We start from the raw sequence: 23864 nt of genomic DNA on the forward strand, positions 1-23864 counted from the left end.
TCAAAAAGTTATAAAAATTGTAAAATCATTTTGAGTAAGAAATCGTTAAAAAAGAAAAAAAATACGTCGTGAAATATAATTTTTTGAGTTTAAAATGTTGTATTTTAAACGATTATTTTGCTGAATTCAGAAAATCAATTAGTTGCTGTGTTGCTTTTCCGCGATGACCGATTTTATTTTTGATCTCTAAAGGCAGTTGCGCAAAAGTTTCCGTATAGTTTTCGGGCTGAAAAATCGGATCGTATCCAAAACCCTCATTTCCTGCTTTGGTAAGTGTGATAGTTCCTTTTACGATTCCCGTAAAAAGATGTTGTTCTCCTTTTATGTTTAAGGTTATAACGGTCTTGAACTGGGCGCTGCGATCTGATTGATCTGATAGCGCATCTAAAAGTTTGTCCATGTTATCATTTGCATCACGGTGTTCGCCTGCATAACGGGCGGAGTATACACCCGGAACGCCATTCAAAGCAGTAACTTCAAGGCCTGTGTCATCTGCAAAACAATCGTAGCCATAGTTTTTAGTTACATAATCGGCTTTTAAAATTGCATTTCCTTCTATGGTATCGGCAGTTTCGGCAATATCTTCGTGACAGCCAATTTCTTCAAGACTTAATATTTTGATAGAATCCGGAAGGATGCTTTGTATTTCTTTGATTTTATTTTTGTTGTTTGAAGCGAAAACGAGATTCATAAGTAGTATAGTTTAAGGTAAGTTTTTCTATTGTATAAGCAATTGCAATTCCAAAAGTATAAGCTAGGAGATCACTCCATAAAAATCCCTGTCCTAAAACATACCTTCCAAAGAGTGTTTTTCTCAGAGCGATAATCCATTCTTGCTGATAGAGTTGAAAAATTTCAATACTATAACAAATCAATAAAGAAATTAGTATAATAAAGTGTGCTTTTTTATTAATGAATACAATTCTAACTAAAGTATACATCATTATAGCGTATAATCCGTCTCCAAAACATAGTGGAATTAGTGTGATTTTTCTGGAGAGTATTCCAAGACAGATTACCAAAAGAAATACGAGAGCATAGCAGATTCTTAATTTTTTCAATTTCTGTATTAATTTAGGTCTTGGTAGTCTTTTAGTTAAACAAAGATATAAAAAGGGGCGTAAAGTAGTGTGATTTAAAGAGCGACAGATCAGGTTTCTTTTCGGTCTTTATATATTAGACGGATTATTATTATCTTGAGACACTTTTAAGAGTAAAGCGATTAATGTAAAAATTCTAAAAATTATGAGGAAGAAAATAAGTCGGATTTTGTTTGCAGTTAGTATCATGGTACTGTTGGTAAGTTGTAAAAACACTAAACAAAAACTTCAGGAGTATGTGGTTGAATATAACAATACTGCTAATAGCTTTAAAGCAGAAAACGTAACATTAACTACTGCAAGAGGATATGTTAATGATAATAAGATTGAACTGCGATTTGAAACCAATTTAGAACAAAACGAACCTAATAAAGTAGCTGCCACCGAATCGTTTCCTAAATTATTGAAAGAAATGATCCGTAAAAATCAAATTCCCAAAGAGTTAATCGAAGAAGGAGTGCGATTTGACGTATATTTTTTAGCCAATGATAATACGGTTCTGGTAAAAGAAATTCTGGATAAGGAAGCTGTTGTTGTTTTGTTGAAAAAATAATTTTATCAAAGGAGGCTAGAGGGGTGAGAAGTTTTTTTTAGTTTCAGGTTTCAGGTTTCAGGTTTCAAGTTGAGATTGAGACTGTAAACTGAGACTGTTTTAGGTTTCAAGTTTCAGGTTGGGACTGAGACTGTAAACTGAGACTGAGACTGTTTCAAGTTTCAGGTTTCAAGTTGTGACTGAGACTGTAAACTGAGACTGAAAACTAAAAATAAAAGCTACTTTTCGGTTGAATATAACCGCAAAGTAGCTTTTGTTGTTTTAATGTTTGGTGACATTCGTTAGGTTGTCAGGGAAATAACTGTCTGATAAATTGCTGAATTCATCACCACGCATGAATATATTAATGTCTACATCGGCGAAGCTTTTTTTGCCGGCTGCGGCTAGAAGTTCATTTGCGGCATGTAAAGTGTTTTTATGAAAATGATAGACACGATCTGATTTATCGGTTACTACCAAACCTTTCATAAGCATTTTGTTTTGAGTTGCTACTCCGGTAGGACATTCGTTATTGTGACAACGTAATGCCTGGATACAACCTAGAGAAAACATAAATCCACGGGCACTATTACACATGTCGGCGCCTAAAGCAACAGCATGTAGGATAGAGTAACCTGAAATAATTTTTCCACTGCCAATAATGCGTATTTTGTCACGAATATTTAAGCCAACCAATGTTTTGTTTACAAAGATCAAAGCAGGTTCAAAAGGCATTCCGACACCATCAGAAAACTCCAGAGGTGCTGCTCCCGTACCACCTTCTGCACCATCTACTGTAATGAAATCAGGGAAGATGTTTTCTGCGATCATTTCGTGACAAATGGCTTCGAATTCGGCAGTGTTTCCGATACATAATTTAAAACCGATTGGTTTTCCGTTCGACAATTCACGTAAGTGTGCTATAAAATGAACTAAGCCTTTTGCATCAGAAAAAGCACTGTGGCTAGGAGGGGAGAGGATCAGCGTATGTGGAATAACTCCTCTTATTTTTGCAATTTGAACGGTGTTTTTTGCTGCCGGAAGAACACCACCATGACCTGGTTTTGCACCTTGCGAAAGTTTAATCTCAATCATTTTTACATTTGGATGATTGGCTTTTTCTTTAAAGTTTTCCGAACTAAAATTTCCTTCAGCATCACGACAGCCAAAATAACCGGTTCCAATTTGCCAGGTAATATCGCCGCCGCCGGCAAGGTGAAATTCTGTTAATCCTCCTTCACCGGTATTTTGATAAAATTTTCCTTTTTGTGCGCCAATGTTTAATGCACGAACAGCATTTTCGCTTAGGGAGCCAAAACTCATGGCCGAAACATTAAAGAGAGAGGCAGAATAAGGTTGTTTGCAGTCTTTTCCTCCAACTAATACACGTGGTAGTTCGTCATTTACTTTTGCAGGAAAAATAGAATGTTTGATTCCTTCGTAGCTGTCCTGATTTAAATTGAGTTGTGTTCCAAAAGGGGTGTTTGAATCAATATTTTTGGCTCTTTGATAGACTAAGGAGCGTTGATTTCTGGAAAAAGGTTTTCCGTCTGTAGATCTTTCGATAAAATATTGTTGAATTTCCGGAGCAATCATTTCAAATAAATACCTGAAATAGCCTAAAACCGGAAAGTTTCTCAGAATGGCATGTTTGGTTTGAACAGTGTTATAGATTCCGACAACCAATAGAATCGGCAGAATGATAACGAGTAAAAAACCACGATCTGTATAATAATAGATTGCAGCAACAATTAGAAACAATAAGAATCCGTAAATAAAGAATTTTTTTCTCATGTTTTTTTGAAATTAAAATGGAATAGTTTGGTAATTAGTTGAAGCGTAAACGAACGTAAACGTGTTTAATGCCTTTTTTGTCTGATTCTCTTTCGTCAATTTCAAGAATATCAGTTAAGGATTTCAACATCGGCGTAAGTTTTGAGAAACCGTAGTTTCTAGGGTCAAATTCGGGTTTTTTCTTTACAATCAGATTTCCGACATCACCAAGGAATGCCCAGCCGTCATCGTCTTCGATGTCTTCAATTGTGGCTTCGATAAGTTCGATAGTTTGTTTGTCGATTTTGTGAAGGGCTTTTTCGGCGGGTTTTTCGACCGGTTTTTTAATATCGGCTACGGCGGTTTTTGTTTTCTTTTTCTGAATGGCGCCGTCTAAAACTTCAATATAAATAAATCGATCACAGGCGACAATAAAAGAGTTTGGTGTTTTCTTTTCCCCAATACCAATCACTTTCATGCCGGATTCCCGAAGACGAATTGCTAAACGAGTGAAATCGCTATCGCTGGAAACAATGCAAAAACCATCCAATTTACCGGAGTAGAGCAAGTCCATGGCATCGATTATAAGTGCTGAATCGGAGGAGTTTTTACCGACCGTATAACTGTATTGTTGTATGGGAGTGATGGCATGCTCGAGTAAAACCCCTTTCCATCCGTTAGCGTTTGGTTTGGTCCAGTCGGCATAAATACGTTTGGTGGTTGGTGTTCCAAATTTGGTTATCTCTTCCATCATACCCTTTACATTACTATAAGGAACGTTGTCGGCATCAATAAGAACGGCTAGTTTTAAATCTTTTGAGGTGCTTAAAGCCATTATTTAGATATTAGAATTTATAATGTTCATTTTGTAAAATGCTTTTAAAATTAATAAAAAATAAAACAAATTCGTTCGTTTAAGCGGAATTTATAACAGGTATAAATTACGGTTTTTATTGTTGGTTATATTTTTTTAAAGGAAAAACACTACAAATAAATTGGTTTTTACTCTTAAAGTATATTAAAGTATTGCCTTGAATCCGATTCATTTTTAAATTATTATGATAACATAGAATAAATATTTATTTTTGCTCGCGTTTAAAATTAAAAATATTACTTCATTATATTATGGTAAAAGATTTATTCGAAAGAATTCAAAACAATAAAGGGCCGTTAGGAAAATGGGCTTCACAAGCTGAAGGGTATTTTGTATTCCCTAAATTAGAAGGAGAACTTGGTCCAAGAATGCAATTTGGTGGGAAAAATATTTTGAACTGGAGTATAAACGACTATTTAGGTTTGGCAAATCATCCTGAAGTACGTCAGGCAGATATTGATGCTGCTGCAGAATATGGTGCTGCTTATCCTATGGGAGCACGTATGATGTCTGGTCACACTAAATACCACGAGCAATTAGAAAATGAATTGGCTGCTTTCGTAATGAAAGAATCGGCTTATTTATTGAACTTTGGTTACCAGGGAATGGTATCTACTATTGATGCTTTGGTTACTAAAAATGATATTATTGTGTATGATGTAGATTCTCATGCTTGTATCATTGACGGAGTTCGTTTGCACATGGGGAAACGTTTTACTTACAAGCACAATGATCTTGAAAGTATAGAGAAAAACCTGCAGCGTGCTACTAAAATGGCATTAGAGACTGGTGGTGGAATCTTACTTATTACAGAAGGTGTTTTTGGAATGCGTGGTCAACAAGGAAAATTGAAAGAAATTGTTGCGCTTAAAGAGCAATACAACTTCAGATTGTTAGTTGATGATGCACACGGTTTTGGAACTCTTGGTAAAACAGGAGCCGGAGCAGGTGAGGAGCAAGGAGTTCAGGACGGTATTGATGTTTATTTTTCTACTTTTGCAAAGTCAATGGCTAATATTGGAGCTTTTTTAGCTGCAGATAAAGATATTATCGATTATTTAAAATACAATTTACGTTCTCAAATGTTCGCTAAGGCGTTACCAATGATTCAAACTATTGGATCTTTGAAACGTTTGGAATTGTTGCGTAACCACCCGGAATTGAAAGATAAACTTTGGGAAAACGTAAATGCATTACAAAACGGATTACGTTCAAAAAATTTCAATATTGGAGATACTAATACTTGTGTAACACCGGTTTATTTAGAAGGAAGTGTTCCTGAAGCAATGGTTATGGTGAATGATTTAAGAGAGAACTACGGTATTTTCTTGTCTATTGTAATCTATCCGGTAATTCCAAAAGGGATTATTTTATTGAGAATGATTCCAACAACTTCACATACTTTAGCTGATATCGATGAAACGTTAGTTGCTTTTGAAGCAATTCGTGAGAAATTAGAAAACGGTACCTACAAAGAAATAGCAAGTAAAACTAAGGTTGATTTAGATGCTTAATTGCTGAAAATGATAGATTCCTCCAATAGTGGGAATTATGTAAAAAAATCCATTCTGCATAAGAATGGATTTTTTTTATTTCAGCTAAATTTATAATAGTAAAACATAAAAATTATTATTATGAAAAAAATACTCGCACTAACGATAGTCACTTTGGCTGTTTTAACATCCTGTAAAAAAGCACCTGAACCGGTAGAGATTGCGCCAAATCCGCCAAAAGAGGCAGAGATTGTAGAGCCTTCCGGAGATCAATGTTATGCTTCGATTGCTAATAACAGTATTGTGCAACTTAGTTTTAATGTAAATTCACATCAGGAAGTTAACGGAAAATTGAGTTATGCTTTATCGGGAAAGGATAAGAATGACGGAACGATTATCGGAAATATGAAGGGAGATACGCTAATTGCAGATTATACCTTTATGTCGGAAGGACTTTCGTCTGTCAGAGAAGTTGTTTTTCTTCAAAAAGACGGTGCATTTATTGAAGGATATGGAGATATTGTCGAGGTAAATGATAAAGCAACCTTTAAGGATAAAACAAAACTGAAGTTTGATCAGAAAAATGCGTTGACGAAGGTCGATTGTAAGGTCGAATAAAATAATAAAATCAAACCCTACAGGTTTTTCAAACCTGTAGGGTTTAGTTTATTTTAAAGATCCTTTTTATACGTTTTTCTTCGACAGTGTACTTTTGGGTCGAAATTTTTCCAAAGTAAATGAATGGCCGTATTTTCGGCTAATTCCGGAGTTCTGATGCAGTTTACGATTCCTTTTTCTGAAAAAGTTTTAAAATACTCATCAAAGATAATCGCTGTAACTCCTTTGTTTTGATAGTCGGGATGTACGCCAATTAAATAGAAAACAACATCTTTACTGTGTTTTCTGGCTTTTAACAGATGGTAAAAGCCAAATGGGAAAAGTTTTCCTTTAGCTTTTTGTAAAGCTTCAGAAAAACTAGGCATTACAATGCTAAACGCTACTAAATTATCCTCCTTGTCAACAACAAATTTGATGTATTCCGGATTGATAAAACTGATGTATTTCTTTTTGAAATATTCTTTCTGCACATCAGAAATGGCAACAAATGAAGCCAGGTTTGCATAAGAATCATTAAACAAATCAAACATTTTATCCACGTGCGGCATAATGTCTTTTGTTTTGGTAAAGGTAAGCGATCTTAAACCGTATCTTTTTTTGATTAATTCCTGTGCTTTCAGGAAAAATTCAGGTTTTACGTTAGAGAATGGGAAGATGCTTTCGAGATATTCTTTCTCCACCTGAAAACCTAATTGCTCAAAATGGGTTACATAATAAGGATTGTTGTACCAGGTGATCATAGTCCCCATCTGATCGTATCCTTCTGTAAGTACTCCAACTTTATCCAAATTAGAGAAGCCCATTGGACCTTCAACATGTTCCAGATTGTTTTGTTTCCCTAATTCGTATACTTTTTCTAATAAAGCTTTGGTCACTTCAATATCATCAATAACATCAAACCAGCCAAAACGAACTTTCTTTTTGTGCTGATTGTTTACTTCCGACCAGTTGATGATGGCCGTTATTCTACCAGCAATTTCATCATTTTTGTAAGCCAGATAAAAATAAGCTTCGGCATTCTCAAAAGCAGGATTTTTGGTTTTATCAAAAGACTCCAGTTCGTCAGCAATTATAGGCGGAACCCAATACGGGTTGTCTTTGTATAGTGAAAACGGGAATTTGATATAATCTGTTAATTCTTTTTTGCTTTTGGCTTCTTTAATTGTAATCATTAAGATCGTATTGTGAAATATCTCTTTGTTTTGAGATTTAGGTTATTAAATTTTTATTCGTATTTAGATTTACGTTTTCTCTCTTGTGCCTGATAATCTGTTTCCTTCTTAGATTTAGCATCTTTAGGATTTTTTTTGTCTTTTCGGGACTGTCTCTTGGATTCTATTTGGTTCTCTTTATATTTCCCATCATAACGCCACGAAACCCCAACTCCTCCGTACAATATAGACGGTGTGTTTTTAAAATTGGTGCTTACAGAAGCATCAACCTGTAAGTTTGGGTTAATCAGATAGGCTGCTCCACCGCGCACGATGGCATCGCTGTAAAAATCACTTTTATAACCTTGATTTTCAACAAAACCGGACCATTTGTTGTTGAAACCGTGCGTTAAAGTTAGTACATAACCATAACTTGGGTAATCTGTTGTGATATAATCGGCAATAATATTAGTTACAAATACCCATTTCCCGCCACCAAACTGATTTTGTGTAATTAATACTATTTTTGGCGAAATACTGGACTTCGGGGAAAACGAGTACGGATTGTCTGCGCCAACAAAATTGGCTCCTGCAAAAAGAGATACGGCAGGTATTAACTGATGCCAGTCAAAACTATGATTGGCTTTGTAACTGTATATGTTTTTTGTTTTTTCGTAGTTTTTAAAAGGATCGTAAATTAAATATTTCGCTCCCAAAACGGTTTGTCTGAAATTATTTCTCTTAGAATTGTTGTAGGGTGTATTAAAAGCTTCCATTTGATATTGCAAATCAAGTACAAATTCAAGTTTTTCTAAAAATGCACCATAACGGAATGTTAAATCGGTACCAAAACCATTCGCATCATAATTTAATAAATCATGTTTTTCCTTTATTCCGTAGATACCAATTTCGGCCTGAATAACAGTTTTTCCAACAGCAAAGGCAGACATTGTCTCCCCTGGACGGTTAGAATTAATGATATCAGTGTATTGTGCGAAAAAGAATTGTGGTGTAAAAAAGAGAGTAGCAATAAATAAGTTTTTAACTTTTAACATAAACGTAATTTTTGATTAAAAAGTAATAACGCATTTCAAATGTACATATTTTATTATTTATTTAAGATTGATATTTTAATTTTAAACAACAGATTTCTTAATTTTGAAAAAAAAATATACAATTATGCAAGAAGCATCTTTTTCAGGTTTAATAAAAGCTATTTTTTACATCTTGGCTTTTTATTATATTTTTAAATTTTTAGCTAGAATCTTTTTGCCTGTGTTGGTTAAAAAGGCTGTAGAAAAAGCAGGAGAGAATTTTCAGAGACAACAACAATATAGCCAGGGTAACTCATGGCAAAATACGCAACGCAATAAAGATGAGATAATTATCGATACTGCGAATGCGAAAAATCCCCGTGAAACCAAAAAAGTGGGAGATTATGTTGATTACGAAGAAATAGATTAAGTTTGTGTCCTGAAAAAACAGGATTCATCATTTAACCAAACTTGCCTAAATTGAAAATAGTAAATAAGTTCTATCCGCACGCCCTAGTTGTTTTGGGCTTTATTCTCGTTTCCCTAATTTATTTTTACCCGGTTTTGCAGGGAAAACAAATTTTCCAGTCTGATATTGCTCAATATACCGGAATGGCAAAGGAGCAAAATGATTTTAGAGCGACAGAACATGCCGAGCCTTATTGGACAAATTCTGCTTTTGGGGGGATGCCGACATACCAGCTTGGTGCCAATTACCCTAACGATTATGTTGGGAAATTAGACGATGCATTGCGTTTTTTACCTCGTCCGGCTGATTATTTATTTTTATACTTTTTAGGTTTCTACGGTTTGTTGTTGGTTTTAAAAACAGATCCTTTAAAAGCTTTTATCGGCGCATTGGCATTTGGTTTTTCAACCTACTTAATTATTATCTTGGGAGTAGGGCACAATGCAAAAGCACATGCGATTGCTTATATGCCATTGGTTATTGCCGGATTTATATTGGTTTTTCAGAAAAAATACATTAGGGGAGGTTTGCTCACCATGTTTGCGGTGGCTTTAGAGGTTAATGCCAACCACTTCCAGATGACCTATTATTTATTGATTTTTCTGCTGATACTTTCGGGTTATTATGCGTTCAATTTCATTAAAGATAAAGAATACAAGCCACTTTTAATTTCGTTTGGTGTTTTGGTAGCTGCAGGAATTTTGGCTATTGGAGCCAATGCAACTAATTTATTGGCGACTAGCGAATATGCTAAATTTAGTACACGAAGCAATAGCGAATTGACTTTTAATCCGGACGGAACCAAAAAGACAAACGAGAATGCGCTAAGCCGTGAATATATCACAGAATACAGTTACGGAATTGCGGAGAGTTTGAATCTAATTGCGCCAAGACTTTTTGGAGGTTCAAATCATGAAAATTTAGGGACAGACAGTCGCATGTATTCTTTCATGATCGAAAAAGGAGTTCCATCAGAACAAGCACAAGATTTTGTATCCGGGATGCCTACTTATTGGGGAGACCAACCTATTGTTGCAGCTCCGGCTTATATTGGGGTTGTAGTTTTCTTTTTAGCCGTTTTGGCATTGTTTATTGATGACAGAAAAATAAAATACGTTTTTCTTTCTGGAGCATTAGTTTCACTTATACTTTCATGGGGGAAAAACTTCTCTCTGTTAACAGACTTTTTTATCGATTACGTACCGATGTACGATAAATTCAGAGCCGTTTCCTCTATTCAGGTGATACTTGAATTGTGTTTCCCTGTTTTGGCTGTTATGGGCTTACAATCGTTTTTTAAAGCGAAAGAAGAGCCAAAATTACAACAGAAAGCATTGGTACAAACCGGAGTTTTTGGTCTTGGAATTTTGTTGATTTTAGTAATTACCAAAAGCATGTTTCATTTTTCAGGAAGCAGCGATAGTTATTACTTAGAAAGTTACGGACCTGATTTTGTTGACGCTTTAAAAGAAGACAGAATGAGTTTGTATTCGGCAGATTTATTGCGATCAGGCTTTTTTATTGTAGTGACTTTTGCAATTCTGTGGTTGTTTATTAAAAACAAATTTTCGCAAAATACAACTTTGGTTATTGTTGGTGTTTTAATGATTTTTGATTTGTTTTTTGTAGATAAAAAATACGTTTCAGCCAAAGATTTCGTGAGTCCGGTACAAATTGCAGCTCCATTTCAGGAAACGCCATCTGATGCTCAGATTTTAAAAGATACCACACATTACAGAGTTTTTGAAGTAAACGGAAATATGTCGAGTGCACGTGCTTCTTATTTTCATCATTCATTGGGAGGATACCATGCGGCAAAACCAAGAAGAATTCAACAGTTGTTTGATTACCAAATTGCGAAAAACAATATGGAAGTACTGGACATGTTGAATGTGAAATATATTATTCAGACCGATAAAGAAGGAAAAGAATTCCCGACCGTAAACCCGAATACCAATGGTAATGCCTGGTTTGTAAGTTCTGTTAGACTGGTAAACAAACCGGATGATGTGATGAAAGCATTAGACAATATCGATACTAAAAGGGTCGCTGTTTTTAATGTGCGTGAACACGAAGGCAAATTCAGAAATGCGCGTTTGAAAAAACAATGGGATACAACCGGAACGATCAAAACGGTAGTATACAAACCAAATTATATTAAATACCAATCAGATAATAAGAAAGACGGTTTGGCTGTTTTCTCTGAAATGTATTATAAAAATGGTTGGAATGCCTATATCGACGGACAATTGACAGATCATTTCCCTGTAGATTATGTCTTAAGAGCGATGGAGATTCCGGGTGGTCAACACACTATTGAGTTTAAATTTGAGCCTCAGGTTGTAAAAACCGGAAGTACGATTACCTTGATAAGTTCAATCGGAATGTTATTATTGTTGATTGGTGGGATTTATTTTGAAAGGAAAAGAGTAATTTTACATAAAGAGTAAATTTTCATGAAAACGACTACTGTAAAAAAAAATCAGAAACCTCAAGTGAATGATACTTCCGTTAATTCGGAATTGCAACAGTTATACGTTGAAAGGATAGAGCGTTTTATGGCTTTAGTGGAACTTTCATATGTCTTAAAACATTCTCCTAAAATTATTCAGAGTAAATAATGCTTCTGGAAATTCTAAATATTTGGAGAATTTTTAATGAAGAGAATGTTCGTTACATTACTATTGGAGGTTTGGCTGTTAATATCTATGGGTATGTAAGAAATACAGGAGATATTGATATATTGATTGAGGATTCTGTTGAAAATAGATTAAACCTTCGTGCTGCTTTTAAAAAAATAGGATTAGGTGATTTTCCACAAATTGAAACGATGCAATTTGTAGCAGGATATACTGATTTTACTATATCTTATGATTTGAGATTAGATGTAATGACTTCGATTAAAGGTCTAGAGAATGTGAAATTTGATGAATTACATCAAAAAGCTACTATTGTTTATTTACAAAAAACACCAGTCTATTTTATTGATTATGATAATTTAATGATTGCAAAAAAAGCGACTAATAGATTAAAAGATCAGTTGGATATTGAAGAATTGAATAAATTGAATAAAAAATGAATGGAAAGCAGAATCTAAAAAGCGCTTTCTTATGTGGAAATATTAGAAAAATTAATGGCTCTGATAGAGTTGTCTTATATGTTGAGAAAGGCAAAAAAGTACACTTTTAAAGATATATATAAAAGCTAGTTTAATTAGAAATGGTTGATTTTGAGTAAGTTGTCTTTGAACGTTTTTTCAATTATTGGTCTGCTGATTTTAGATCTTTCAGTTTATATTTTCTGTGGTCTTTTTATGATGGGATACGATGATTTTTATGATGAAAGTCAAGGAGAGTATTTTAGTTTTTCAAGCATGGAAATGAAATATAAAGTAGTTTATGTCTTTAGTAATTTCTGGCTTATCTTAAACGGTATTCTGTTATTGTATTTTTTATTTAATTTATATAAGAAATTGATTTTAAAAAGACATAAATGATTCTAATAACTTTTAAATTTGCATTTTTAAAACTTTAAACCAATTTTTCTTGGAACAAAAAAAGCTCTTAATCATTACCTATTATTTCCCACCTGCCGGAGGGCCTGGTGTACAACGTTGGTTGAAATTTGTAAAGTACTTACCTGACTTTAATGTTCAGCCTATCGTTTATGTTCCTGAAAATCCAACCTATCCAATCGTTGATGAAGCTTTGGTTAATGAAGTGTCGGATCAGGTAATTGTTCTTAAAAATAAAATTATGGAGCCTTACCAACTGGCGGCTCTTTTTTCTAAAAATAAAACAAAGAAAATCAGTTCGGGAATCTTTCCACAAAAGAAAAAACAAACTTTTTTGGATAAACTTTTTCTTTGGGTCAGAGGGAATCTTTTTATTCCGGATGCCCGTGTTTTATGGGTAAAACCTTCTGTTTCTTATCTTGAAAAATACATCAAAGAAAACAATATAGATACGATTGTAACTTCCGGTCCACCGCACAGTTTGCATTTAATCGGATTAGAATTAAAAGAGAAACTGAATGTAAAATGGTTTGCGGATTTCCGCGATCCGTGGACTACAATTGGCTATCATAAAGCATTGCGTTTATCTGCTTACGCTGCGAAAAAACATAAAAAATTAGAACATAAAGTGCTTAATTCGGCAGATACGATTATTGTAACCAGTAAAACGACGAAAACGGAGTTTCAGGCGATCACCAGTAAACCAATTTCGGTAATTACAAACGGTTATGATATAGAAAATGTTGAAAAACAAACGCTGGATACCAAGTTTACTTTGGCTCATATCGGATCCTTTCTTTCAGATCGTAACCCGCGTTTTTTATGGGAAAGTCTGATCGAATTGCTTCAGGAAGTTCCGGATTTTAAGACACATTTAGAAATAAAATTAATTGGTGCCGTAAGTCAGGAAGTATTAGATGCTATCAAGGAGTTTAATCTGGAGGAGTATTTAAACCTGTTGGGATATGTTTCACATCATGAAGCTATTGCGCATCAGAAAAAATCACAGGTTTTGCTGCTGATCGAAATTAATTCAGAAGATACCAGAAGTATTATTCCGGGTAAATTGTTTGAATATATGGTGTCAAACAGACCTATAATTGCAATTGGACCACAAGGTTCTGATTTCGCGGATATTATAAAGGAAACAAATACAGGTGTATTTTTTGATTATTCTGAAAAAGCGAAACTAAAAAGTGTAATTTTGGACTTTTATAATCAATATTTGGAAGGGAAATTACAAGCGAATGGCGTTGGTTTACAACAATATTCGAGAAAAAACTTAACCAAACAGTTAGCACAGTTGATTAGCGAATAAACTATCAGAACACTACAATCTAAAATTACAAATGGGCATTGTCTTAAATCAGTCTTTCAAAAATACCATAATTACTTATATAGGCTTCGGAATTGGAGCCATCAATACCCTTTATTTGTATCCGGTTTTTTTAGGTGCTACCTATTATGCTTTAACCAATTATGTTCTTTCTGCGGCCAATGTAATCATGCCATTGTTTGCCATCGGAATGCAAAATACACTGGTTAAATTTTATTCCCAGTATAAAACAGAAAAAGAAAGAGAGCAATTTCTGTCGTTTACGGCATTGTTTCCTATTATAATGTGTATTCCGTTAGGGATTATTGGTTTGCTCTTCTTTGACGATATTACGGCCTTTGTTTCTAAAGAAAATCCTGTTGTAAAGGAATTTATGCTTCTGATTCCTTTTATCGGAATTTGTATGGCTTATTTTGAAATTTTTTATGCCTGGGCAAGAGTACACATGCATTCGGTTTTTGGAAATTTCATTAAAGAAGTAGGATTGAGATTGTTTTCTTCGTTTGCATTGGTTGGTTTGTATTTTCATTGGATCACCTTAGTGCAATTTGTTTACGTGACGGCAGTAATTTATTTTATTGGCTTTCTGGTGACGATGTTTTATGCCTTTTACATAAAAAGACCCAATTTTCAGATTACAATTCCGGCGAATGTAAAAAGTGTAATGGAATATACTTTCTTTATTATTTTATCAGGAAGTGTTGCAAATTTACTTTTGGACGGGGATAAACTGATGTTGAATCAATACATGAAAATTGAGAATATTGCCTATTACTCTGTTGCGACATATATTGCGTTGGTGATTTCGGTTCCAAGTCGGGCGATGCATCAGATTGTATATCCAATTACCGCAAAATTGATGCACGAAAATAAACATGATGAACTGAATGTTTTGTATAAAAAAACCTCAATAAACCTCCAGTTCGTGGGTGGTTTTGTGATGCTGTGTATTTTTGTAAACATCAACCAGTTGTACGAATTGGTTCCTAAAGAATACAGCGGGGGAATTCCTGTAGTGTTTATGATTGGATTGTCTAAATATTTCGATTTGATCCTTGGAAATAATAATGCCATTATTTTTAATACCAAATACTACCGAATGGTGCTGTATTTAGGATTACTGTTGGTGTTTTTAACTTTTGTTTTAAACATGATCTTTATTCCGTATTGGGGAATATTCGGTTCTGCATTTGCGACTTTATTGTCTATTACTTTATACAGTTTAGCTAAATTGCAATTTGTGGTTAAGAGACTGCATCTGTATCCGTTTACAAAACAGACGGTACATTCGATTTTAATAACAGCTGCTTTGTTTTTAGTGTTTTATTTTTGGGAATTTCCTTTTTATCAATTGATTAGCATTGCATTAAAATCCGCTATAGTAACTGTTTTTTATGTTTATTTCAATTATAAGTTCAATATCTCACCCGAAATTAATCAGGTTATTAAGAATCTTTTAAAAAGAATCGGAATTAGCATTTAATAAGATTTTACAGAAAATAAAAAGAAATGTTAAAAGGAAACTTAATTGTTTTTATATTTGTTAGAAAGGATAATTAATTTATTTCTAATAGCATATGAAAAAAAGATTAGTTTGTTTTTTAGTGCTCTTTATTGCACTGTCTTCTTCTGTCAGTTTTGCTCAGAAAAAAGAGCCGCAAGAGTCAGCAAAAGCTATAGATTCAGTTAAGTTAAAAGGTTATCCCGTAAGCCCTTTTAAAGACACGCTTTTTTATATTTACAACAGAGTAGGCTCGTTTTCTGCAGAAGACAGAGCAAACACCATTACAGGAAAGATAAAAAAAATCTACGAAGATTCTTTTTTCGATACAGACTCGATTCAGGTCGTGCCGTCGGATATTACTCAGGACATTGTCTATAAAGGCGATTTTGTTATTATGTCTGTTTTGGATATTGATGCCCAGTCCGAAAAACAGTCCGCAGCTTATCTTGCAAAACGGAATCTAAACTTAATTAAGAAAGCAATTATTGGCCAGAACGAAAACCATTCCCAGCTTCCAAAAAGATTGGGTTATACGGTTCTGCTGATTCTGATTGTTGGTTTTATACTGTTTTTTGTCGGCAAGATTTTTAATAGAGTTAAACTTTACATTTTAAAGAACAGCGACAAACACTTTAAAGGGTTTGTTTATAATAATATCACGATGCTTTCGCCGCAAAGACAGCAATTTGTCGTGATGCGTTTATATGGATTCGTCAAGATTATTGCGCTGATTCTGATCGTTTATTTCTCTTTGCCTTTATTGTTTAGTATTTTTCCGGCTACAGAAGATTACACCACAACATTACTTCGCTGGGTACTTTCTCCGGCAAAACTTGCTTTTTTAGGATTTGTTGGTTTTCTGCCAAGTTTATTTGCTATTATAGTCATCATTGTAATATTCAAATACGCACTGAAAATTATCAAATTCTTTTTTGATGAGATAAAAAAGGAGAACATAAAAATCGATGGTTTTTACAGCGATTGGGCAATGCCGACCTTTAATATCATACGGTTTTTAATGATGGCCTTTATGTTGGTTATTATTTTCCCGTATCTGCCGGGTTCCGATTCTCCGATTTTTAAAGGAGTTTCCGTATTTGTGGGGGTTTTGTTTTCATTGGGTTCTTCAAACGCTATTGCTAATATGGTGGCGGGATTAGTTATTACTTATATGCGTCCTTTTAAGATTGGTGATTTTATAAAGATTGGTGATGTAAGCGGGGAAGTGATCGAAAAAACAGCTTTAGTAACCCGGGTAAGAACTCCGAAGTTTGAAGACATTACGATTCCAAATGCGACCGTATTATCTAGTACATCGACGAACTTCTCGGCGAATACAAAAAATGCCTCAAATGGCTTGTTAATTCACACTACAGTGACAATTGGATACGATGTTCCGTGGAAAGATATTCATAAAGCTTTGATTGAAGCAGCACTAAAAACAGACATGATAGAACAAACTCCGACTCCTTTTGTATTGCAAACGAGTCTGGATGATTTTTACGTTTCCTATCAGGTAAATGTTTATACTAAAGAACCTACAAAACAACCGAGGATTTATTCGTCGTTGCATCAAAATATTCAGGACTCTTTTAATGCTGCCGGGATAGAGATCATGTCTCCACACTATAAAGCGTTAAGGGACGGAAACACAACAACAATTCCTGAAAATTATTTAAAAACAGACTATGAAGCACCAACCTTTAATGTAAAGAACAAGAGTTAAGTCGCTGATAAGCAGATATAAGTATTGAAATTTTAACAGTTTTTTATTTTGTTGTTCGCTTAATAAAAACTAACTTTAGGTGAGAATTTAATAGCAGTTTAATTAGTATGATTAAAAAAATCTAATAAAATGCAATAAATATAAAGTAATGGTGTTTTAGTAGATTGAAATAATTGATAGTAATTAAGAAAAATTAACAATGAGAGTGGAAGTATTGGGATTAATTTAATTTGGTAATTATGAAGCACAATCAACTTAGTCAGGAACAAAGCTTACAAGTATTTTCTAATATGATATCGAATAAAGTTCATAATGGATTTACACTGGAAGAAAGAAATGATGAATTGCTTTTTGCAGTTCTTTCAAAAGGGGGAAAAGTGGTCAATCACAGTTTGAATTTTACAATTTTTTGTCTGACTTTGGGGTTATGGTCATTTGCATGGCTTTATCTTACTCTGGAAGCGTCTAAACAGAAAAAAATATTAGTCGCAATAGATGAAGACGGGTTTCCTTTTGAAGAGAAATGTTTAGTAGCTTAAAAGTAACAGCTAACAGTAAGTAAAACGGCCAGAAATAGGATTTCTGGCCGTTTTATTTTTTGAGTTATTTAGTTACGTATTAAACGCAATTTATTTATTTCACGCAGATTTTTTTTCATTTTTTTTTTGAAAAAATCTGTTAAATCTGCAAAATCTGCGTGCTATTCTACTTTTGTATTTCCTATCCCAAAAATGTACTTTCTCGAAATCTGTGGTACAAAAATAAGTACGCTGGTTCAGAGTGATAGCAATACAAAGAAAAGCTGGCCACGAATTACACTAATTAAAAGGATTTGATCTAAGGTTTTTGATTTCTCCTTTTACTATTTTGTCATTTTTGCACTGACTAAACGAAATAGTATTCGTAAAGCTTTGTGCAAAACCTACAGTTTGTCTTTTAAATATACTCCGGTTACGGACTCTTTTACTTTTACAATGTCTTCCGGAGTTCCTACTGCCAGTAAATGGCCTCCGTTTTCTCCACCTTCCGGACCTAAATCAATAATCCAGTCAGCACATTTGATGAGATCCAGATTGTGTTCAATAACAATTATCGAATGACCTTTATCTATCAATGCTTCAAACGAAGCAAGTAATTTTTTGATATCGTGAAAATGCAAACCGGTAGTAGGTTCATCAAATACAAACAAAGCTTTGTCTTTTGTAGCTCCTTTTACCAAAAAGGAAGCCAGTTTAATACGTTGCGCTTCACCACCTGATAGAGTAGAAGAAGACTGTCCTAATTGTACATACCCTAAACCTACATCTTGAAGCGGTTGTAATTTTTGAGTGATCTTGGCTTGTTTGTTTTTTTCGAAAAAAGCAATAGCATCATCGATCGTCATCGTCAGGATATCGTTGATGTTTTTATCATCGAAAGTAATTTCTAAGACTTCTTTTTTAAAGCGTTTGCCTCCACAAGTTTCGCAGGGTAGCTGAACATCGGCCATGAAGACCATTTCAACATTAATAGAACCTTCTCCTTTACAGGTTTCACATCGGCCTCCATCAACATTAAAAGAAAAATGTTTCGCCTGATACCCTCTTATTTTTGATAGTTTTTCTTTGGAGTATAAATCACGAATATCATCATAGGCTTTGATATACGTAACAGGATTAGATCTCGAACTTCTTCCAATCGGATTCTGATCGACATACTCAATGTGTTTTATTTGCGAAAAAGAGCCTTTTATTTCACTAAACTGCCCCGCTTTTTCAGAAGCACTTTCCAGCATTTTTTGCATGGCCGGAAATAAAATTTTCTTTATCAGGGTACTTTTTCCACTTCCGGATACACCAGTAACGACTGTTAAAACGTCCAGCGGAAAAGTAACATTAATATTTTTTAAGTTGTTTTCTCTGGCGCCAACAATGTCAATATGATTTTTGAATTTTCTTCTTTTTTTCGGAACGGTAATTTCCAGATCTCCATTTAAATACTTTGCAGTCAGAGATTCTGATTTCAGGATTTCAGGATATGTACCTTGCGCCACTAGATGTCCACCAAAAGTACCGGCTTCGGGACCAATATCGATAATCATATCGGCAGCCTTCATGATATCTTCGTCATGCTCTACGACAATAACGGTATTGCCTAAATCACGTAGAGAGAGTAAAACTTTTATTAAACGTTCTGAATCTTTTGGATGCAAACCAATACTTGGCTCGTCTAGAATGTACATTGACCCAACCAAACTACTCCCGAGAGAGGTAGCCAGATTAATTCTTTGTGATTCTCCTCCCGAAAGCGTTGCTGAATTTCGGTTTAAAGTAAGGTAATCTAAACCTACTTCGGTTAGGAATGACAAACGATTATTGATTTCGATCATCAGACGTTTTGCGATTTGATGTTCGTAAACGTTTAGTTCTATATTTTTGAAAAAAGTAACCAGATGTTTAATCGGTAAATCGACTAAGTCAGAAACCGTTTTTCCATTGATTTTTACATAAGATGCTTCTTCGCGTAGACGTTTACCACGACACACATGGCATTTTGTTTTTCCGCGATAACGGGATAACATTACCCTGTTTTGGATTTTATAATTTTTTTCTTCTAATTCTTTGAAGAAATCATTTAGCCCTTGAAAATATTGATTTCCACTCCAGATCAGCTCTTTTTGTTCTTCTGACAGTTCAAAGTAGGGTTTATGAATAGGAAGATCAAATTTATAAGCATGTTTAACCAGTTCATCTTTGTACCAGCTCATGCTATCACCTCTCCAGGGATAGATGGCGCTTTCGAAAATAGATAAAGAAGTATTCGGAACCACCAGATCGGCATCTATTCCGATAATGTTTCCATAACCTTCACAAACCGGACAAGCACCGTAGGGGTTGTTGAAACTGAATAAATGAACATTCGGTTCTAAAAACGTAATGCCATCCAATTCAAAATTATTAGAATAAGAAAATCTTCGATCTGAGTTTAATTCTTGCAGATAACAAATCCCTTTTCCTTCAAAAAAAGCAGTCTGTATCGCATCTGCCAGACGATTATAGAATTCTTCTTCCTCTTTTACAACGATTCGGTCAATAATAAGCAGTATGTCTTTATTGTCAAATTGATGTAACTCTGCCTCAGCAAATTCATCGAGACGAACCATTTCATTATTCACAAGAATACGGGCAAAACCTTGTTGAAGCAGTACTTTTAGTTTGTCTTCCAATTGTCTTCCTTCTTCCAAATGGATCGGAGCCAATAAAAGCCATTTGCTGTCTAATTCCAATGTTTTTACATCTGAAACAACATCGGTAACGGTATTTTTCTTTACTTCCTGACCTGAAACCGGAGAGTACGTACGACCAATTCGGGCATACAGCAGTTTCATATAATCGTAAATCTCAGTCGATGTTCCTACAGTAGATCGCGCATTGGTGGTATTTACTTTTTGCTCAATCGCAATTGCCGGCGCAATCCCTTTGATATATTCAACTTTTGGTTTGTCTAAACGACCTAAAAACTGACGCGCATAAGAAGACAAACTCTCTACGTAACGACGCTGTCCCTCGGCATACAAGGTATCAAAGGCTAAACTCGATTTTCCGGAACCTGAAAGTCCTGTAATAACCACGAGTTTGTTTCTGGGAATAGCTACATCTACATTTTTTAAGTTATGTACTTGTGCGCCTTTAATGATGATATTATGTTTTGGGTCGAGTGTAGAAAGGTCGATTTGCATAAAAAAAGTCAATTTCTACAAAAGTAATCAATTTTGACGTGAGTTTAGTTAATGAGATTGATCCAAATCTTAACAATTTACAGCTTGGTTTCTCATTTTTTAATATTGGTTTTTTTATTAAAAAGTTATTGTATCAGTATAAAATAAGCTATTTTAGAGCAGTTTTTATAGTAAATTAATACCATTCCAGTTTGAAATCAAAATTACATCTGCTATTTGTTTTGGTCAGCTTTACGGTGTTTTCGCAAGAGCTGCCGCCAATTGTAAAATATCCGCCCATCGTTTATGGTGCCGGAAATCAAAGTTGGATGATCTCTCAGAACGAGCAAAATTACCTGTATTTTGCCAACAACGAGGGCCTTCTGGAGTTTAATGGTACCAATTGGAAATTGTATCCGACGCCAAACGAAACCATAATGCGTTCGGTAAAAGTAATCGACAATAAGATCTACACAGGTTGTTATATGAATTTTGGCTATTGGACAAGACAGCCAAACGGAAAATTGACGTATACATCGCTAAGTGATACCATTAAATCAAAAATTCTGGACGACGAACAGTTTTGGAACATTCTAAAATACGATCAATGGATTTTGTTTCAGTCCTTAAACAGAATTTATATTTACGATACAAAAACAAAAAATTTCAAAATCATTTCGCCCGAGAAAGGGGTTATAAAATCGTTCAGTACCAAAAATTCGATTTATTATCAAACCGCAAACGAAGGTCTTTTTGAAATTGAAGCCGGAAAAGGAAAACTAATTTCAGATCATCCCGTTTTTAAAAAATATACTATTGTTAATGTTTTTACACTTGATGATGGTTTATTAGTTCAAACCCAATTAGACGGATTTTATAAGTTAACCGGAACTGCATTAACACCATTTAAAACCGCTGTAGATGCAGATTTGAAATCAAGTTTTGTATACAGCAGTCAGCGCTTGCAGGATGGAGGATATGCTTTAGGGACCGTGTCAAATGGTATTTATATTCTGTCAAAAGAAGGACAATTAAGATACCATATTTCGCAAAGTAAAGGTTTGAGTAACAATACCGCCCTGTCTTTGTTTGAAGATAAAGATCAGAATGTATGGGTGGGTCTTGATAATGGAATTAATTGCATCAATCTGCAAACACCTGTACATAATTTTACAGACGATACCGGCGTTTTGGGAACCGTATACGCATCGATTACCTATAACGGAATGTTGTATGTAGGTACCAATCAGGGATTGTTTTGTAAAAAATACCAAAGCAATGGAGATTTTCAGTTTATAAGCGGAACAAAAGGACAAGTTTGGTCGCTGTTTGTTTATGATAATACACTTTTTTGCGGGCACGATTCAGGGACTTTTATCGTGGCGAATACCTCAGCAAGAACTATTTTCTCCGGTTCAGGAACCTGGAAATTTGAATCCGTTCCGAATGCGAAAAACCAGTTAATACAAGGGAATTATTACGGAATTTCGGTTTTAGAAAAAGTAGGGGATCAATGGCAGTTTAGAAATAAGATTCAGGGATTTGATTATTCTTCCCGTTATTTCGAAATAACAAATAATCTGGAGGTTTATGTTAGCCACGAATACAAAGGGATTTTTAGATTTAAACTGGATAAAAACCTTTTAAAAGCAAAAGAATTCTATGCCTATTCAGCCCCGAAAAAAGGAAAAAATGCAAGTTTAATAAAATTCAATAATTCGATTTATTATGCTTATAAAGGAGGGATTTTTAAACTGAATCCTGCCACAAAACAATTTGAAAAAGAGAAAGTACTAAGTTCTATTTTTGAAAAAGACGAATATACTTCCGGTAAATTAATTGTAGATAATTCCAATAGAATATGGCTTTTCTCTAAAAACTACATTCATTACTTCTCTGCCAGCAAACTTAGCAATCAGTTAAAACAAAACATAATTCCGATTCCGTCCTCTCTGACCAATTCGATGTTGGGTTTCGAGAATATTACACAAATTTCAAAATCAACTTATTTAATCGGAACTACCGATGGTTATTATATGCTGGATATTGATGATTTAAGTTTTAAAAACTATACCGTCTTGATTTCGGAAATTTCAATAAATAAGCAAAATCAAACGCTGAAGGATGTTGTGCTCAATGAAGAAGGACGTTTTAAATCGAATGAAAATAACATCACCTTAAACTACACCGTTCCCGAGTACAACAAATACATCAACACAGAATATCAATATTTACTCGAAGGATTTCAAAACGATTGGAGCGAATGGAGTACAAAATCGTCGGTTAATTTTAAAAATCTGGCACCGGGCAAATATACATTCAAATTAAAAGCTAAATACGCCAATACGATCCTGCAAAATACAGCGGTTTATACTTTTGTGGTTTTAAAACCTTGGTATTTAACCTATCTGGCTTACTTTATTTATTTCTTGCTAATTCTTATTCTGGCCTATTTTGTAAACAAAACCTATCGTAATTTTTACCGAAAGCAAGAAGAGAAGTTAATCGAAGAAAACAATCTTTTGCTGGAGATAAAAGAACTGGAAAACGAGCAGCAACTCATGAAGTTAAGAAATGAACAGCTGTCACAAGATGTCGATACTAAAAACAGAGAGCTGGCCGTTTCGACTATGAGTTTGAATAGTAAAAATGAACTTCTGGCTTTTATCAAAGAAGATTTAAAGAAAACTGCTCAGGACGATACTAAAAACATCAAATCGGTAATCAGAACCATAAACGATAACATCACCGAAGAAGATTCGTGGAAGGTTTTTAAAGAAGCATTTGATAGTGCCGACAAAGATTTTCTAAAACGAATTAAGCTTTTACATCCCTTATTAACACCCAACGATTTGCGCCTTTGTGCTTATTTACGATTGAATCTTTCTTCAAAAGAAATTGCTCCCTTGTTTAATATCTCTGTTCGGAGTGTGGAGATAAAAAGATATCGTTTACGCAAAAAAATGGATTTACAGCACGAAAATGGCTTAGTAGAGTACATTCTGGCTGTATAGGAAACCCAAGAGCACCCCAAAACACCTAT

General features: G+C 34.4%; 19 protein-coding genes. 12 read left to right on the forward strand and 7 right to left on the reverse strand.

Annotation, left to right across the window (positions count from 1 at the left end; translation table 11 throughout):
• Positions 1-112: 112 nt before the first annotated feature.
• Both ACHRV5_RS04445 and ACHRV5_RS04450 read right to left on the reverse strand, forming a co-directional pair.
• On the reverse strand, positions 113-691 hold the full coding sequence (locus ACHRV5_RS04445; RefSeq protein ID WP_395425920.1) for a non-canonical purine NTP diphosphatase: 579 nt from the start codon (positions 689-691) through the stop codon (positions 113-115).
• Positions 657-1061 carry a DUF2809 domain-containing protein gene (locus ACHRV5_RS04450; protein WP_395425921.1) on the reverse strand — a complete coding sequence of 135 codons (405 nt, stop codon included), beginning with the start codon at positions 1059-1061 and terminating at the stop codon, positions 657-659. The genes ACHRV5_RS04445 and ACHRV5_RS04450 overlap by 35 nt, the downstream gene beginning before the upstream one ends.
• A gap of 184 nt (positions 1062-1245) precedes the next feature.
• On the opposite strand from ACHRV5_RS04450, the gene ACHRV5_RS04455 reads away from it, so the two are divergent.
• Complete coding sequence (locus tag ACHRV5_RS04455; protein WP_395425922.1) at positions 1246-1653, forward strand: hypothetical protein; 408 nt, start codon at positions 1246-1248, stop codon at positions 1651-1653.
• A gap of 261 nt (positions 1654-1914) precedes the next feature.
• On the opposite strand, the gene ACHRV5_RS04460 is transcribed toward ACHRV5_RS04455, so the two are convergent.
• Positions 1915-3426: an FMN-binding glutamate synthase family protein gene (locus tag ACHRV5_RS04460; protein ID WP_395425923.1), complete on the reverse strand. Its 1512-nt coding sequence runs from the start codon at positions 3424-3426 to the stop codon at positions 1915-1917.
• A gap of 34 nt (positions 3427-3460) precedes the next feature.
• A complete protein-coding gene (locus tag ACHRV5_RS04465) occupies positions 3461-4240 on the reverse strand; it encodes an NYN domain-containing protein (protein ID WP_047778787.1) in 780 nt (259 codons plus the stop codon).
• Between the two features lie 290 nt (positions 4241-4530).
• On the opposite strand from ACHRV5_RS04465, the gene ACHRV5_RS04470 reads away from it, so the two are divergent.
• Both ACHRV5_RS04470 and ACHRV5_RS04475 read left to right on the forward strand, forming a co-directional pair.
• Complete coding sequence (locus ACHRV5_RS04470) at positions 4531-5793, forward strand: pyridoxal phosphate-dependent aminotransferase family protein (RefSeq protein WP_047778786.1); 1263 nt, start codon at positions 4531-4533, stop codon at positions 5791-5793.
• Positions 5794-5913: 120 nt separating this feature from the next.
• Entirely contained in the window at positions 5914-6390 is a 477-nt protein-coding gene (locus ACHRV5_RS04475) for a hypothetical protein (protein WP_047778785.1), read from the forward strand.
• Positions 6391-6443: 53 nt separating this feature from the next.
• On the opposite strand, the gene ACHRV5_RS04480 is transcribed toward ACHRV5_RS04475, so the two are convergent.
• Entirely contained in the window at positions 6444-7562 is a 1119-nt protein-coding gene (locus tag ACHRV5_RS04480) for a GTP cyclohydrolase (RefSeq protein WP_395425924.1), read from the reverse strand.
• A 53-nt stretch (positions 7563-7615) separates the two neighbouring features.
• A complete protein-coding gene (locus ACHRV5_RS04485; protein WP_395425925.1) occupies positions 7616-8596 on the reverse strand; it encodes a transporter in 981 nt (326 codons plus the stop codon).
• 124 nt (positions 8597-8720) lie between these two features.
• Between ACHRV5_RS04485 and ACHRV5_RS04490 the strand changes: the two genes are divergently transcribed.
• From ACHRV5_RS04490 to ACHRV5_RS04525, 8 genes are all read left to right on the forward strand, one after another.
• On the forward strand, positions 8721-9005 hold the full coding sequence (locus ACHRV5_RS04490; RefSeq protein ID WP_047778782.1) for a DUF4834 family protein: 285 nt from the start codon (positions 8721-8723) through the stop codon (positions 9003-9005).
• Between the two features lie 50 nt (positions 9006-9055).
• The gene (locus tag ACHRV5_RS04495; protein WP_395425926.1) at positions 9056-11494 is read left to right on the forward strand and encodes a YfhO family protein; all 2439 of its coding nucleotides are present in this window, start codon (positions 9056-9058) and stop codon (positions 11492-11494) included.
• A 6-nt stretch (positions 11495-11500) separates the two neighbouring features.
• On the forward strand, positions 11501-11665 hold the full coding sequence (locus ACHRV5_RS04500) for a hypothetical protein (protein WP_395425927.1): 165 nt from the start codon (positions 11501-11503) through the stop codon (positions 11663-11665).
• On the forward strand, positions 11665-12123 hold the full coding sequence (locus ACHRV5_RS04505; RefSeq protein WP_395425928.1) for a hypothetical protein: 459 nt from the start codon (positions 11665-11667) through the stop codon (positions 12121-12123). The genes ACHRV5_RS04500 and ACHRV5_RS04505 overlap by 1 nt, the downstream gene beginning before the upstream one ends.
• Before the next feature lie 466 nt (positions 12124-12589).
• Entirely contained in the window at positions 12590-13876 is a 1287-nt protein-coding gene (locus tag ACHRV5_RS04510) for a glycosyltransferase family 4 protein (protein ID WP_395425929.1), read from the forward strand.
• A 31-nt stretch (positions 13877-13907) separates the two neighbouring features.
• Entirely contained in the window at positions 13908-15377 is a 1470-nt protein-coding gene (locus tag ACHRV5_RS04515; protein ID WP_047778778.1) for a lipopolysaccharide biosynthesis protein, read from the forward strand.
• 94 nt (positions 15378-15471) lie between these two features.
• On the forward strand, positions 15472-17124 hold the full coding sequence (locus tag ACHRV5_RS04520; protein ID WP_395425930.1) for a mechanosensitive ion channel family protein: 1653 nt from the start codon (positions 15472-15474) through the stop codon (positions 17122-17124).
• 239 nt (positions 17125-17363) lie between these two features.
• Positions 17364-17663: a hypothetical protein gene (locus tag ACHRV5_RS04525; RefSeq protein ID WP_047778776.1), complete on the forward strand. Its 300-nt coding sequence runs from the start codon at positions 17364-17366 to the stop codon at positions 17661-17663.
• A 383-nt stretch (positions 17664-18046) separates the two neighbouring features.
• Here the strand turns inward: ACHRV5_RS04525 and uvrA are convergent, their stop codons facing one another.
• Entirely contained in the window at positions 18047-20842 is a 2796-nt protein-coding gene (gene uvrA, locus ACHRV5_RS04530; protein WP_395425931.1) for an excinuclease ABC subunit UvrA, read from the reverse strand.
• 191 nt (positions 20843-21033) lie between these two features.
• Here uvrA and ACHRV5_RS04535 point away from each other — a divergent pair, with 191 nt between their 5' ends.
• On the forward strand, positions 21034-23835 hold the full coding sequence (locus ACHRV5_RS04535; protein WP_395425932.1) for a triple tyrosine motif-containing protein: 2802 nt from the start codon (positions 21034-21036) through the stop codon (positions 23833-23835).
• Positions 23836-23864: the final 29 nt, after the last annotated feature.

It is taken from the genome of Flavobacterium sp. FlaQc-52 (genome assembly GCF_044007495.1).
GTDB classification, from domain to species: Bacteria; Bacteroidota; Bacteroidia; order Flavobacteriales; family Flavobacteriaceae; genus Flavobacterium; species Flavobacterium cupriresistens.

What these genes read in the sequence shown, in the direction of transcription:
- ACHRV5_RS04490 (WP_047778782.1), top strand. Translation starts at nt 8,721, where the DNA reads ATGCAAGAAGCATCTTTTTCAGGTTTAATAAAAGCTATTTTTTACATC.
- ACHRV5_RS04505 (WP_395425928.1), top strand. Translation starts at nt 11,665, where the DNA reads ATGCTTCTGGAAATTCTAAATATTTGGAGAATTTTTAATGAAGAGAAT.
- ACHRV5_RS04525 (WP_047778776.1), top strand. Translation starts at nt 17,364, where the DNA reads ATGAAGCACAATCAACTTAGTCAGGAACAAAGCTTACAAGTATTTTCT.
- ACHRV5_RS04475 (WP_047778785.1), top strand. Translation starts at nt 5,914, where the DNA reads ATGAAAAAAATACTCGCACTAACGATAGTCACTTTGGCTGTTTTAACA.
- uvrA (WP_395425931.1), bottom strand. Translation starts at nt 20,842, where the DNA reads ATGCAAATCGACCTTTCTACACTCGACCCAAAACATAATATCATCATT.
- ACHRV5_RS04465 (WP_047778787.1), bottom strand. Translation starts at nt 4,240, where the DNA reads ATGGCTTTAAGCACCTCAAAAGATTTAAAACTAGCCGTTCTTATTGAT.
- ACHRV5_RS04485 (WP_395425925.1), bottom strand. Translation starts at nt 8,596, where the DNA reads ATGTTAAAAGTTAAAAACTTATTTATTGCTACTCTCTTTTTTACACCA.
- ACHRV5_RS04520 (WP_395425930.1), top strand. Translation starts at nt 15,472, where the DNA reads ATGAAAAAAAGATTAGTTTGTTTTTTAGTGCTCTTTATTGCACTGTCT.
- ACHRV5_RS04470 (WP_047778786.1), top strand. Translation starts at nt 4,531, where the DNA reads ATGGTAAAAGATTTATTCGAAAGAATTCAAAACAATAAAGGGCCGTTA.
- ACHRV5_RS04455 (WP_395425922.1), top strand. Translation starts at nt 1,246, where the DNA reads ATGAGGAAGAAAATAAGTCGGATTTTGTTTGCAGTTAGTATCATGGTA.
- ACHRV5_RS04480 (WP_395425924.1), bottom strand. Translation starts at nt 7,562, where the DNA reads ATGATTACAATTAAAGAAGCCAAAAGCAAAAAAGAATTAACAGATTAT.
- ACHRV5_RS04515 (WP_047778778.1), top strand. Translation starts at nt 13,908, where the DNA reads ATGGGCATTGTCTTAAATCAGTCTTTCAAAAATACCATAATTACTTAT.
- ACHRV5_RS04500 (WP_395425927.1), top strand. Translation starts at nt 11,501, where the DNA reads ATGAAAACGACTACTGTAAAAAAAAATCAGAAACCTCAAGTGAATGAT.
- ACHRV5_RS04460 (WP_395425923.1), bottom strand. Translation starts at nt 3,426, where the DNA reads ATGAGAAAAAAATTCTTTATTTACGGATTCTTATTGTTTCTAATTGTT.
- ACHRV5_RS04445 (WP_395425920.1), bottom strand. Translation starts at nt 691, where the DNA reads ATGAATCTCGTTTTCGCTTCAAACAACAAAAATAAAATCAAAGAAATA.